13 protein-coding genes are annotated in these 12535 nt (G+C 69.8%); 12 read left to right on the forward strand and 1 reads right to left on the reverse strand.

From position 1 onward, the window contains the following. Positions 1-55: 55 nt before the first annotated feature. The 6 genes from nirB to RIF23_RS11160 all read left to right on the forward strand — a co-directional run bounded on the left by nirB (position 56) and on the right by RIF23_RS11160 (position 7718). Positions 56-2623, forward strand: coding sequence for a nitrite reductase large subunit NirB (gene nirB, locus RIF23_RS11135; protein ID WP_310912416.1), 2568 nt, complete (start codon positions 56-58; stop codon positions 2621-2623). A 3-nt stretch (positions 2624-2626) separates the two neighbouring features. Continuing rightward, positions 2627-3031 (forward strand): nitrite reductase small subunit NirD, encoded by a 405-nt coding sequence (gene nirD, locus RIF23_RS11140; RefSeq protein ID WP_310912417.1) that lies wholly within the window; start codon positions 2627-2629, stop codon positions 3029-3031. Then, positions 3028-4227, forward strand: coding sequence for a uroporphyrinogen-III synthase (locus tag RIF23_RS11145; protein WP_310912418.1), 1200 nt, complete (start codon positions 3028-3030; stop codon positions 4225-4227). The genes nirD and RIF23_RS11145 overlap by 4 nt, the downstream gene beginning before the upstream one ends. Beyond that, on the forward strand, positions 4224-4979 hold the full coding sequence (locus RIF23_RS11150) for a sirohydrochlorin chelatase (RefSeq protein WP_310912419.1): 756 nt from the start codon (positions 4224-4226) through the stop codon (positions 4977-4979). The genes RIF23_RS11145 and RIF23_RS11150 overlap by 4 nt, the downstream gene beginning before the upstream one ends. A 141-nt stretch (positions 4980-5120) precedes the next feature. Then, positions 5121-6086, forward strand: coding sequence for a hypothetical protein (locus tag RIF23_RS11155; RefSeq protein WP_310912420.1), 966 nt, complete (start codon positions 5121-5123; stop codon positions 6084-6086). Between the two features lie 99 nt (positions 6087-6185). Next, positions 6186-7718 carry a serine/threonine-protein kinase gene (locus RIF23_RS11160; protein WP_310912421.1) on the forward strand — a complete coding sequence of 511 codons (1533 nt, stop codon included), beginning with the start codon at positions 6186-6188 and terminating at the stop codon, positions 7716-7718. A gap of 27 nt (positions 7719-7745) precedes the next feature. Here the strand turns inward: RIF23_RS11160 and RIF23_RS11165 are convergent, their stop codons facing one another. Then, positions 7746-8351 carry a GNAT family N-acetyltransferase gene (locus RIF23_RS11165; protein ID WP_310912422.1) on the reverse strand — a complete coding sequence of 202 codons (606 nt, stop codon included), beginning with the start codon at positions 8349-8351 and terminating at the stop codon, positions 7746-7748. A gap of 170 nt (positions 8352-8521) precedes the next feature. On the opposite strand from RIF23_RS11165, the gene RIF23_RS11170 reads away from it, so the two are divergent. The 6 genes from RIF23_RS11170 to RIF23_RS11195 all read left to right on the forward strand — a co-directional run bounded on the left by RIF23_RS11170 (position 8522) and on the right by RIF23_RS11195 (position 12529). After that, positions 8522-8995, forward strand: coding sequence for a DoxX family protein (locus RIF23_RS11170; protein WP_310912423.1), 474 nt, complete (start codon positions 8522-8524; stop codon positions 8993-8995). 208 nt (positions 8996-9203) lie between these two features. Continuing rightward, entirely contained in the window at positions 9204-10214 is a 1011-nt protein-coding gene (locus RIF23_RS11175) for a F510_1955 family glycosylhydrolase (RefSeq protein ID WP_310912424.1), read from the forward strand. Positions 10215-10297: 83 nt separating this feature from the next. Continuing rightward, positions 10298-10570 (forward strand): SHOCT domain-containing protein, encoded by a 273-nt coding sequence (locus RIF23_RS11180; RefSeq protein ID WP_310912425.1) that lies wholly within the window; start codon positions 10298-10300, stop codon positions 10568-10570. Between the two features lie 36 nt (positions 10571-10606). Beyond that, a complete protein-coding gene (locus tag RIF23_RS11185) occupies positions 10607-11002 on the forward strand; it encodes a BlaI/MecI/CopY family transcriptional regulator (protein ID WP_310912426.1) in 396 nt (131 codons plus the stop codon). Further along, entirely contained in the window at positions 10999-11949 is a 951-nt protein-coding gene (locus RIF23_RS11190) for a M56 family metallopeptidase (RefSeq protein WP_310912427.1), read from the forward strand. Before RIF23_RS11185 ends, RIF23_RS11190 begins: the two co-directional genes overlap by 4 nt. A gap of 43 nt (positions 11950-11992) precedes the next feature. Continuing rightward, positions 11993-12529 (forward strand): DUF2752 domain-containing protein, encoded by a 537-nt coding sequence (locus RIF23_RS11195; protein ID WP_310912428.1) that lies wholly within the window; start codon positions 11993-11995, stop codon positions 12527-12529. The last annotated feature ends 6 nt before the right edge of the window (positions 12530-12535 follow it).

Genomic DNA, 12535 nt, shown 5'->3' on the forward strand with positions numbered 1-12535 from the left:
CCCGGGTTGCCTGGGTGGGGACAGCAGAGCCGACCACCGCAGGGGAGGGCCCGCAATGCGGCAGCTCGTCGTGATAGGTAACGGCATGGTGGGGCACCGCCTCGTGGAGGCGCTGCGTGACCGCGACCCCCAGGGTGAGTGGCAGATCACCGTGCTCGGTGAGGAGAACCGACCCGCCTACGACCGGGTCGCCCTGTCCGCCTACTTTGACGGGGCTGGGGAGGCCCAGCTTCGGCTCCCGGAGACCGAGGAATCCGAGCGCATCGTCACTCGGCTGGGGGAGCGCGTCACCGCCATCGACCGTGCGACGCAGACCGTCCACACCCACACCGGCACCACCCTCAGTTACGACGCCCTGGTCCTGGCCACCGGTTCTTTCCCCTTCGTCCCCCCGGTTCCCGGGCATGACCTGCCCGGCTGCCACGTCTACCGCACCGTCGACGATCTGGAACAGATCACGGACACGGCCCAGCGGGCGCGTGCCCACACGGGCCGGGGCGTCGTCGTCGGTGGCGGACTGCTCGGCCTGGAGGCCGCCAACGCGCTACGCCTGCTGGGGGTGGAAGCACACGTCGTGGAGATGGCGCCCTGGCTCATGCCGCGCCAGGTGGACGAGGGTGGCGGTGCGGTCCTCGGCCGGCTCATTGCGGAGACCGGGGTGCGGGTGCACACCGGAGTCACCCTGTCGGCGATCGAGCCCGACGACACCGGACAGGCGGCCCGGGTCCGTCTGGGCGGCGATGCCGCCGCGGGCGAGGATGGCGCGGATCCAGGCACCCTGCTCGACGCCGGCATTGTCGTGTTTTCGGTGGGGATCCGGCCCCGCGACGACCTGGCCCGTCAGAGTGGACTCCAGCTGGGCCAGCGGGGCGGCGTCGCGGTCGACAGCACCTGCCGCACCAGCGATCCACACATCTACGCCATTGGGGAGGTGGCCAGCGTCGACGACACCTGCTTCGGCCTCGTCGCTCCCGGCTACGCCATGGCTGAGGTGGTGGCCGATCGGCTCATGGAGGGCCAGGCCGAGTTCACCGGCGCCGAAGCCGACACCTCCACCAAGCTGAAACTGCTCGGCGTGGATGTGGCCAGCTTCGGGGACGCCCTGTCCGAGGAGCCCGACACCCTCGACGTCGTCCTCAATGACGCTCCCGGACGCCGCTATGCCAAACTCGTCGTTTCCGATGACGCCCGCACCCTGCGCGGCGGGGTGCTGGTGGGTGACGCGTCCGCCTACGCGATGCTGCGCCCGCTCGTGGGGCGGGAGCTGCCCGCCGACCCGCTGGAGATGATCAGTCCCGCCGGCAGTGGTCAGGGTGGAGTGGGCATCGACGCGCTTCCGGACGACGCCCAGGTGTGTTCCTGCCATGCCGTGACCAAGGGCCAGGTTACCGAGGCGATCAGCCAGGGCAACAGTGACGTGTCCGCACTCAAGGGATGCACCAAAGCCGGAACCGGATGCGGCAGCTGTGTTCCCATGTTGCGTAAGCTGCTCACCAGTGCGGGGGTGGAGCAGTCCACGGCCCTGTGCGAGCATTTCGACCACAGTCGGGCCGAGCTGGTGGAGATCATCCGCGCCACCGGGGTCGAGACCTTCTCCCAACTGATCGCCGCGCATGGGCGTGGACGCGGCTGCGACATCTGCAAGCCGACGGTCGCCTCGATCCTGGCCTCCCTCGGCGGCGGGCACATCCTCCAGGGGGAGCAGGCCGCGCTTCAGGACACCAACGATCACTTCCTGGCGAACCTGCAACGCAACGGCACCTATTCGGTGGTCCCGCGGATTCCCGGTGGGGAGATCACGCCCCAGAGCCTTATCACGATCGGTGAGGTTGCCCGGGATTTCAACCTCTACACCAAGATCACCGGGGGGCAGCGCATCGACATGTTCGGCGCCCGCGTGGAGCAGCTGCCCGAGATCTGGCGGCGTCTCGTCGATGCGGGCTTCGAATCCGGCCATGCCTACGGCAAGGCGCTACGCACCGTCAAGTCCTGCGTGGGGACCACGTGGTGTCGCTACGGCGTCCAGGATTCGGTGCGCATGGCGATCCAACTGGAGCTGCGCTACCGCGGGCTGCGCTCCCCGCACAAGCTCAAGTCCGCCGTGTCTGGATGTGCCCGGGAATGTGCGGAGGCCCGCAGTAAGGACTTCGGAATCATCGCCACCGAACAGGGATGGAACCTCTACGTCGCCGGAAACGGTGGGTTCACCCCCCGCCACGCCGAACTCCTTGCCAGTGACCTCGACGACGACACCCTGGTGCGCTACATCGACCGCTTCCTGATGTTCTACATTCGCACGGCCGACCGTCTCCAACGCACCTCCGCATGGCTGGAGGAACTGGAGGGGGGCCTGGATCATCTGCGGGATGTGGTGGTGCACGACAGTCTCGGGATCGCCGCCGAGCTGGAGGCGGCCATGGCGCGACACGTCGAGGACTACACCGACGAGTGGCGGGGCGTGCTCGAGGATCCGGAGAAGCTGTCGCGGTTCGTGTCCTTCGTCAACGCGCCCGAAACGCCCGACCCCACCATCCGGTTCCAGGAGGAACGTCAACAGCCCATCCCCGACGAGCCGGTGTTGCTGCCCCTGCCCAGTACCCGCACCACCCAGGCGGAGGTGTAACCGATGACCAGCCAGACCCTCACCGAGACGGGGACATGGGTGCCCGCATGCCCACAGCATCTGCTCCCCGTGGAGCGCGGCGTGGCCGTACTCCTGCCCAACGGGGCCCAGGCGGCCCTGTTCCGCGCCTACGATGGACAGCTCTACGCCGTGGACAATATCGACCCGTCTAGCGGCGCCGCTGTGATGTCCCGGGGGCTCGTCGGTGACCGCGAGGGCGAGCCCACCGTCGCCTCCCCCGTGTACAAGCAGGTATTTTCGCTGCGTACGGGCCACTGCCTCAATGACGAACGGTATCGGCTGGCTACCCTGCCCGTGCGGGAACGCGAGGGTGTGCTGGAGGTGTTGGCAGTGACGACGGCGGTGCCCTCGGGGGGCGTGCCGCCCACAGGGGAGGCGAGTCCATGACATCGAGTCAAGACCTCACGGAGTCACCCCGGGATCCGGGGCCGGCCGGTCAACTGGCGGAGGATGCGGGCCCGCTGTCCGGGTTTACCATCGGCGTGACCGCGGCGCGGCGTGCCGAGGAGCTGGCGACACTCCTCCAGCGTCGGGGAGCTGAGGTCATCCATGGTGCGGCCGTGCGAATCGTGCCGCTCAGCGACGACGAGCGACTGGTTGAGACCTCCCGCGACCTCGCCCGGCGTCCCGCGGATCTGGTCGTGGCCACGACCGGTATCGGATTCCGCGGTTGGGTCGAGGCCTGCGAGAGCTGGGGCCTGGCCGCGCCACTGGTCGCGGGCATGTCCCAGTCCCGGATCCTGGCCCGGGGGCCGAAGGCCAAGGGCGCGGTCCGGGCGGCGGGGCTGCGTGAGGAGTGGTCACCCCCTTCGGAGTCGTCCGCGGAGGTCCTGGAATATCTCCTGGAGCGGGGAGTGGCGGGGCTGCGGATCGCGGTGCAGCTGCACGGCGAACCCCTGCCCGACTTCTGCTCGGCGCTGCGGATGGCCGGTGCCGAGGTTGTGGAGGTCCCGGTGTACCGCTGGACCACCCCCCTGGACGTCGCGCCCCTCGACCGCCTCATCGGTGCCGTGGTGGCCGGAGAGGTGGACGCACTGACCTTCACCAGTGCACCGGCCGCCGCCGGCACCCTGGACCGGGCACGGCGCCTGGGGTGTGGGCGGGAACTGGAGGAGGCACTGCGCGGACGGGTCCTGGCGATGTGTGTGGGGCCTGTGACCGCGGGCCCGCTCCGCGACCGGGACATCCCCACGGTCTGGCCGCAGCGGGGCCGCATCGGCGCACAGGTCAACCGCCTGGGGGAGGAGCTCGCCTCCCGGTGCCCGGTGTTGCCGGTTGCCGGACACCAGCTCCAGGTCCGGGGGCATGCGGCGCTCCTGGACGCCCAACTGTGTCCGATCTCTCCGGCGCCAATGCGGCTGCTGCGGGAGCTCGCCCAGATACCGGGCCGGGTGCGGAGCCGCGAGGAGCTGCTGGGGGTGCTCGACAGTGGGGGCGATCCCCACGCGGTGGAGACGGCCGTGGCCCGGCTACGGCAGGCATTGGGCGACAGCCGCATCGTGCAGACCGTGGTCAAGCGCGGATACCGGCTGGCGCTGGATCCGGGGGAGTGTGCAGAAGCCGAGGCTGGGGAGGAACCGTGACCGCACCGCTGGTGCTGGCCGTGCACGGAACCCGCCAGCAGCGGGGCCAGCAGGCCGCCCACGATCTGGCCCGCAGGGTGCAGCAGGCCGGCACCGTGCCGGTCCGGCTGGCCTTCGCCGACGTGTGCGCCCCCAGCGTGGGCGACGTTGCCGCGCGTCTGCACGAGACGGCGAGCGGTGCGGGCCGTGACGCCACCTCCGCCCCGGAGTCGGGTGTGGTGGTGGTTCCGGCGTTTCTCGCGGCCGGGTACCACGTCCGGGTCGATATTCCCGCCCAGCTCGCCGAAGCGGTGCCCGACCCCGCATGGGCGACCGTTACCGAACCGATTGGTGCGGACGAGCGCCTCCTGGACGCACTGGAGCAGCGGGTGCGGCGGGCCCAATGGCAACCCGGCGACGGTGTTGTACTGGCCGCGGCCGGAACCTCCGATCCGCGGGCGCAACGTGAGGTCCAGGGGGCGGCCGACCGGCTGGCCGATCGGCTGGGCGTCAGGGTGGTGGTTGGCTATGTGGCCACCAGTGGCCCCACCGTGCCCGAGGTGACCGAGCGGCTTCGCGCCGCGGGCCATCCGCGGGTGATCGTCGCGGCCTGGCTTCTGGCACCCGGCCTGTTCCACGACCGGCTGGCCCATTCCGGGGCGGATGTGGTGACCGACCCCCTCTGCACGGACGACGGGGTGGTTTCGGCCGTGCTCGCCCGTTACCGGGACCATGCCCGGCGCCTACGGATGTCCCTTCCCGCTGGGGCATAGACCGCGTGACGTCCCGGGCCAGGGACGCCGGAGCCGGGCTGGGAACCGGCGCCGGGGTCACACGGTCCGGGAGTGCTGGCCACGGCGCTATACCCTGTGCATGCGGATGCCACCTGTGTGCCGAGACGGGGAGGGCGGCGCGTGCCTGCGCAGAGCCACGGCGATCGGGATCCACACGATCCCGGCACCATCCACGCGGCGGGAGGCCGCACGGATGGTGCCGGTGTGCCGACCGGCCCGCCGGAGGGTGGTGGGGCCCGTCGGCGGGTGCGGCTGTTCGGCCAGCTTGCTGCGTTGCTGCTGATCGCGGGCGTGGTTGGCTACTTTCTTGTCGACACGGGTGTCGGGCAGGAACCGGAGCCGCAGGTTCCCGACACCGAGAATGACCAGGATCCGGCCCCAGAACCCGAGACCGCCCCGGATCCGCAAGCTCCCGGTGATCCCGGGGCTGCGGCCGAACCGGGGAACGAGGCCACGGTGGCCGTCGTCGATTCCGGGTTCTCCGTGCTCGCCACCCCCGCTGGCGAGCCGATCGTCAGCTGGGGGCTGGTCCTGGAGAACACCGGAGAGGAAGCCGCCGTCACCGCGAGTGTGCAGATCGACATCGTCGACGACGACGGAGACTCCCTGATCCCGGAGTCCTACGAGCAGGACCAGAACATGGCCGAGCTCCTACGCCCCGGTGTGAACGATCTACTGGAACCGGGGCAGCACACGGGCCTCGGTGATTTTGTTCTCCTGACCGACGCCGACGTTGCCGAGGTCGAGTTCGAGGTGGTGGACGTCGAGTGGTGGGAGCCCGGCTCCGGGCCGGATGTCGAGGATCTGGCCGTAACCGCGGTGACGGCCACGTCCGGCGACGACGAGCTGGAGCTGGAGTTCACGGTGGACTCGGAGCATCCGCGGGACGTGGACAGTCCCACGGTGCAGGCGGTGTTCCACAACGAGGACGGGGAGATCGTCGGAGGGTCACGTTCCCTGGACCTGGCCGGGGACTACGCGTTCGCCCAGGGGGAGTCCGAGCACCGGGCTGTCATCCGGGACGGCCTCCCGCCGGATCTCGACCCTGGTGACGTGCAGCTCTACGCCTACTCCAGCCGTCTGTAGCCGGATCCGACCGGCCGGTGTCCGGCACCGGTCCTAGGGGGAATTGGGTAGGTTGTCCCGGGTCGCAGGCATTCGGTTACGGCACTGGAGTGGTGGGGCATGGCGGATCCGTTGGTGGCAGGGGACCCCGCGAGTCTGGGCGGATATCGGCTGGTGGGCCGGCTCGGCACCGGGGGACAGGGAGTTGTCTATCTGGGCCAGGCCCAGGACGGCACCTGGATTGCCATCAAGACGCTGAGTGGGGACGGGACCGCTGACCCCCGATTCCGGGAGCGCTTCGTGCGCGAGGCGGAGGCTGCCCGCCAGGTCGCCTCGTTCTGTACCGCGGCCGTGCTGGACGTCGACTTCACCTCCCAACCGCCCTACATCGTCAGCGAGTATGTGGACGGGCCGTCGCTCCAGGCCGCGGTCGCCGAGCGGGGCCCGCTGCACGGGGGAGAACTCCACCGTGTTGCGGTCGCGACCGCAACTGCGCTCATGGCCATCCACGAAGCCGGCATCGTGCACCGCGATCTGAAACCCGCGAACGTGTTGCTGGGATCGGGTGGAGCCCGTGTGATCGACTTCGGGGTCGCGCGCGTGTCGGCGGGGAGCACCACCCAGACCAACACGTCCATCGGCACTCCGGCGTTTATGGCCCCCGAACAGATTGCCGGGGATCCGGTGGATGCCCGTACCGACGTGTTCGCGTGGGGCGCGGTGTTGGCGTTTGCCGCGACGGGGCGTCAGCCCTTCACCGGGGACACCGTGCCCACCATCCTCAACCAGGTGCTCAACGCTCCACCGGACCTGACGGGCGTGCCCGAGCCGCTGCACGGTTTGGTGTCCGCGGCCCTCCAGAAGAATCCCGCTGACCGCCCGTCCTCCACCGACATCCTCATGTCGCTGATCGGCCGCAAGGAACGCCCCGCCACACCAGTAGCGGCCACCCAGGTGTTGCAGGAGGCGGCGGCCACCGCCCACCAGCCGATCGTGCCCGCTCCGGGCTCGGCGGACCGCGGTGCTGGGGCTGCACCCGGCGAGGCCGCGGCGGCCGATCGGAACCGCCGCTCTGCCCGGCGCCGCCGGTCCGGGGGGCTGGTCGCCGCGGTGGGTGTGGCCGCGTTCGTGGTGGGCGCGCTGGCGGGGTTCGGGGCTGGCTGGGTGGTGGCCCCCGGTGCGGGCGCGGGCACCGACGCCGACGGGAGCGAGACCGCGGGACCCGCGGCCGGACCCACGGCGGAGGCCACCAGCGGACCGGACGAGGGTGATGGCGGCGAGGATGAGCCCGAACCGACCCCGGCCGAGACTCCCGAGGAGGGTATCGAGGATGTGGAGATACCTGCCGAGCTGCCCCGCTTCAGCGGTGACTTCGAGGGCGACTGGATAGGCCACACCGCCGGTGAAGAGTGGGAGACGGAGCTGGAAGCGGACGAGCGTAGTGCCGTGGTCGAGGCGGACGACGCCGACTGCGAGTATCACCTGCTGTTGTGGGAGAGCATCGACCAGGGCTATCGTGCCGAGGTTGACCCCTCGGGGGAGGACTGTGCGGGCTTCATCGCGGCGCAGCTGCTGCTGGAGGAGGACCTGCTCACGATCCAGTTCTTCGAAGATGGCCAGGAGGAGCAGCTGGTGCACTTCGAACGGGACTGAGTGGAGCAGACCAGGCCAGACCAGATCTCATGCACCGGCGGAGTCAGGGGGATTCTCACTCGCGGGCGCGGCTGCCCGAGCTCCGGGCCAGGGGCCGATGGCAGGGCCGGGGTCGGGGCTGCTCGAGGTCTCGGTGCGGTAGATCCGCATTCCCCGGGACTGGTAGTTGGCGAGTGCCGCGGGGCTGTCCAGGCTACAGGTCTGTACGGACACACGTTCGGTCTCGGCCAGGCTGGTCCACCGTAGCGCCAGATCCCAGGCGCGGCGCAGCGCCAGTGTCAGTAGGTGACCGCCCAGGCCGTATCCGTGGCGCTGGGGCATCAGGCCGAAGTAAGCGATTTCCACCTCCCCCGGGGCGGTTCCGTCGAGTTCGACGTAACCCGCGGGGGCGCCGAGGGCCATGGCCACCCAGGTTTCCACGCCGTCTCGGTTCAGCCAGTCGCGCCACTGCTCGTAGGTCCAGGCGAGACGGCTGGTCCAGTGCCAGTTCCCACCGACCGCGGTGTACAGGAAGCGGTTGAACTCGGGCAGTGGTTCCTCGACCCGGGCCACAGTCGTGTCCAGCCCCGGTGCTCGCGCCGGACGAAGCTGCTGCGGTGAGGTCTGTTCCAGGTGCCAGATGGTCACGTCCATGGCCCGATAGTGCCACCCGGGACCTTGTGCGGTGAGGCCGAGGTCTGTGTACCGGGGGAGGAACGAATGAGGTGTGTCACTCCCAGAACACGGAAGTACACCCGACAGTTATCTTCCTGGAAAGATAATCTGTTCCCAGCTGGAAGCGACCATGCCCAACGGGAGGCTTCATGACAACCACATGCGCAGCTGGCAGTCTCCGCGCGAGAATCGCCGAGTTCACCGCGCTTCTCGCCCGTATCGCCGTGGGGGTCGTCTTCGCCGCCCACGGCTGGCAGAAGATCGACGACGGTGTCGCCGGAACCGCCGAGTTTTTTGGTGCGGTTGGCGTACCGGCGCCCGAGGTGGCAGCCGTGGTGGCGATGGTGGTCGAGTTCGGGGGAGGGGTTGCGTTGGCAGTGGGTTTCGCCCTGCCCGTCACCGGAACCCTGCTGGCCGCGATGATGGCCGGCGCCTACGTCTTCGCTCACCTCGGCGACCCGCTCTACGACCCCGCTGGCGGTAGCAGCTTCGAGCTTCCTCTGGTGCTGGGTGCCACCGCCCTGGCACTGGGATTCCTCGGCGGGCGCCTCACCGTGGACCGGTTCTTCCCCTGGGGGCGGGTGAGCCCGGTGTCACATCAGGCTGCCGTCGACGCACGCTGAGGGGCGCGCTCTGGTCGTCCCTGCGTCTCACTCGCAGCTGGAGCGGGGACGAGGGAACGAGGGAGGGGGCATGGGGTACCGTGGTCACACACCATTCGCCTAAGCTTCTTAGGTGAAGGGTGGTTCGGGAGTACTGCGAGGGACGTTGGTGACCACGGCCGGCCCGCGGCGCGTGTGGTCAGCGGTTCCCCGACCAGCAAGGAGTGGGATGGGGCGTAACAGCGAGACAGCTCGGGAGCGGAACCGCGCCCGCCGGGAGACCGCCGAGCGCATGCGACGCGAACAACAGCGACGGACCCGACGCCGGGGATGGCTCCTGGGCGGGGCCGGTGTTGTTGTGGTCGCCGCAGTGGCCGCGGGCGGCTGGGCGTTGAGCTCTCAGGACGAACCCGAGCCCGAGGACGCGGTGACGGAGTTCACCCACGTACACGGCCTGGAGCTGCCCGAGTGGTCGGCTGATCGCCCCTACCTCGCCACGCACCACGGGCTGATCGGTGTCGACACCGAGGACGATTGGGAAATCCTCAGCGAGGAGCTGCACGATTTCATGGGCTTCTCCGCACATCCCACGGAGGAGGGGCGCCTGTACTCCAGCGGCCATCCCGCCCCCGGCAGTGGACTGGTCGATCCGCTCGGGTTCATGGTCAGTGAGGACAGTGGACGTACCTGGGAGGTGCGCTCGCTGGAGGGCGAGGTTGACTTTCACGCGATGGCGGTCGGTGCGGACGGAGCGGTGATCTACGGCTGGGACCGTCAGCTCTACCGCAGCGACGACGAGGGCCGGACCTGGCATGAGGAGCCCGCCCCGGAATTGGCGCAGCTGGAGGGTGCCGCGACCCTGGCAGCCCACCCCGAGGACGCCGACACGGTATGGGCCGGGACCCAGGCGGGGCTCCTGCGCAGCGAGGATGGGGGAGCGGCCTGGGAGCCGCTGTTCACCGGCGCCCCGGTGACGGCGGTGGTCTACGATTCCACCCAGCCGGACCGCCTGCTCGCCTACAGTGTCGCCGATGGGCTCCTGGAGAGCACCGATGGCGGTTCGGAGTGGGACGAGCTGGGTTGGGATGTCGGCGAGGACGCGGTGGGCCACCTCGCCATCCATCCCGAGGATCCCGAGCAGATCTATGCGGGTACCCATGGTGAGGGCGTGTACCGCAGCCTTGATGGTGGGCAGAACTTCGACGTACTGGCAGACCAGGGCAGTGTCGTGCAGGACTGACGGGACGCGCCGGGCGCTGCGAACGGACTCGTGCCAGCTGCCAGTGCGCGGCTGGGCGGCAGCGGCGGTTGGGAGACGGTGCTATGTGCAGCACAGCGCAGGACGCAGCCATGATGGGCGGTATGGGAATGATGGGACCGGGGATGATGATCGGCGGGCTGCTCGTGCTCCTGGTTCTGCTCGCCGGCGTGGTGGCGGGAGCGGTGTGGCTGATCCGGGGGCTCGGCCATCGGGATACCGCCGGCGGAGCGGTGCAGACTCCCCACTCCGCGGCGCAGGAGGAACTGCGCCGCCGCTACGCTGCCGGGGAGATCGACCGGGAAGAGTACCTGCAACGCAAGGTCGATCTCGAGTAGGTGGCCCCGACGGCGAACAGAGGGGAGACAACACGCGTGGTTCGACGGTTCGGCGAGCTGGAGGCCCAGCTGATGGAGGTTCTCTGGAACGCCCGGGGGCCACTGACGGTCCGTGAGGTGCGCGCACAGCTCACCCGGGAACAGCCACCGGCCTTCACCACGGTCCAGACCGTGCTGAACATCTTGCACGGCAAAGGCTGGCTGGACCGCAGCCTGGCCGGGCGCGCCCACCAGTACTGGCCGAGAGCCACCCGGGAGGACTACGTTGCCGGCCTGATGCGCCACGCCCTGGATGAGACGGACAACCGTGGCGCCGCTCTCGCCAGGTTCGTGGACCAGATGGCCCCCACCGAAATCGACGAACTTTCCGCGCGCCTCGCCTCCCTGCGCGAGAACGCGCAACACCGAGCACGACCCGAGGACCTGGCGTGACGACCGCACTGCTCCTGGGAAGCTACCTCCTCCTGGCTGGTTCCGTGCTGGTCCCGCTGCTCGCGCGCGCCGTGTGGACCCAGCACACGCCACGCCTCGCCCTATGGCTGTGGCACCTGCTCACCGGATCCCTGGTCCTGGCTGCGGTACTGCTGGGGCTGGCCCTGGCGATGCCGCGGCTGCCGGAGTCGACCCAGCCCACGGGCTGGTTCCATGCATGCGTGCTGGCGCTCCAACTGGCCTACACCACGCCGGGCGGTGCCGCACTGGCAACTCTGGGGCTGGCCCTGGCCGGGCTGGTCCTGGCGCGTGCCTGTTCCAGCGTTCTCGTCGAGTGGTATCACACGGCACGCCAAGGTCGGGACCATCGGCAGACCCTCTCCGTAGTGGGCTGGTGGGATGAGCGGGTGGCGGCCACCGTTGTGGAGCACGCGACGCCGGTGGCCTACTGCCTGCCCGGCCGGACCGGCGATATCGTGCTGTCCACCGCGGCCCTACAGACCCTGGACGACAGCGAGCGGGCGGCCGTGCTGGCCCACGAGCGGGCACACCTGCGGGGGCGCCACGACCTGCACCGCATCTGGGCGCGGGGTCTGGAACGCGCCTTTGGATGCGTCGCGGTGTTCGCCACGGGACGTGCCGCCGTCGACCGACTCACGGAGCTGGTCGCCGACGACGCGGGTAGCCGGGCTAACGGACCGCTAACCGTCGCCTCGGCGGTGCTGCGGCTGGCACAGGGGAATGCCCCGGCGACGGGACGTGCGGCGGCCGCGGCCGCCGGAACCGCCACGGCCGCGCGCGTGCGTCGCCTCATGGACGGGCCCCCACCCCTGAGCCCGTGGCGTCTGCTCGTGGGCGCGCTGGTCGTGGTGGTTCCGGCGGGCTTCGGTATCGCTGCGGTGACAGGCTCGGTCCTGGCGGGATTGGCGTGCTGCCCGGTGCACTGACGGGTATCGATGATCGGGTCCAGGCATGCGTGGAGGGGGAGAGATGGCCGAGTGGCGGCGCCCGGTTGAGATCCGTATAGAGCGAGTGGACCGGCACCGCATCCTGGTCTGGATAGCGCTGGCCGGACTGGTCCTGGGCTCCGCGATGGCGGTGTTCGGCCTGCCCCCGGTGAACCTGCACGGCCCGGCCCACTTCCTGGGGATCATGAGCCCCACCTGTGGTGGAACCCGCTCGGTGTGGGCGGCGATGAGTGGGGATCTGGGGGCGTCGTGGCGGTACAACCCCCTGGGCACGGTGCTTGTGGTCGGAGCCGTGGGCACCCTGGTGCGCTTTGCGATCGGGGTGAGCACGGGCCGGTGGGTCAACGTCCGGGTGCGCTCGTGGCCCGTTCCCGCGGTTCTCGGTGGTGCACTGTTCCTGGCTCTGGGGATCCGCCAACAACTCAACGTGGATCTGTTGCGCACTCCCCAGGACGAGTTCTCGCTGGCCGGGCCATTGCTGAATCTCGGGGTTGTGCTGGTCGTGGTTGCTGTGCTGGGTGTGCGCTACCGATGGGCCCCCAGCACCAGGCGCGTGTGATCCGAC

This window comes from Lipingzhangella rawalii (assembly GCF_031628175.1).
Taxonomy (GTDB): Bacteria; Actinomycetota; Actinomycetes; order Streptosporangiales; family Streptosporangiaceae; genus Lipingzhangella_A; species Lipingzhangella_A rawalii.

Bases quoted from the DNA above. Each gene is read 5' to 3' on its own strand.
- RIF23_RS11145 (WP_310912418.1), top strand. From the start codon at position 3,028: ATGACATCGAGTCAAGACCTCACGGAGTCACCCCGGGATCCGGGGCCG.
- RIF23_RS11175 (WP_310912424.1), top strand. From the start codon at position 9,204: ATGGGGCGTAACAGCGAGACAGCTCGGGAGCGGAACCGCGCCCGCCGG.
- nirB (WP_310912416.1), top strand. From the start codon at position 56: ATGCGGCAGCTCGTCGTGATAGGTAACGGCATGGTGGGGCACCGCCTC.
- RIF23_RS11195 (WP_310912428.1), top strand. From the start codon at position 11,993: ATGGCCGAGTGGCGGCGCCCGGTTGAGATCCGTATAGAGCGAGTGGAC.
- nirD (WP_310912417.1), top strand. From the start codon at position 2,627: ATGACCAGCCAGACCCTCACCGAGACGGGGACATGGGTGCCCGCATGC.
- RIF23_RS11165 (WP_310912422.1), bottom strand. From the start codon at position 8,351: ATGGACGTGACCATCTGGCACCTGGAACAGACCTCACCGCAGCAGCTT.
- RIF23_RS11170 (WP_310912423.1), top strand. From the start codon at position 8,522: ATGACAACCACATGCGCAGCTGGCAGTCTCCGCGCGAGAATCGCCGAG.
- RIF23_RS11160 (WP_310912421.1), top strand. From the start codon at position 6,186: ATGGCGGATCCGTTGGTGGCAGGGGACCCCGCGAGTCTGGGCGGATAT.
- RIF23_RS11180 (WP_310912425.1), top strand. From the start codon at position 10,298: ATGTGCAGCACAGCGCAGGACGCAGCCATGATGGGCGGTATGGGAATG.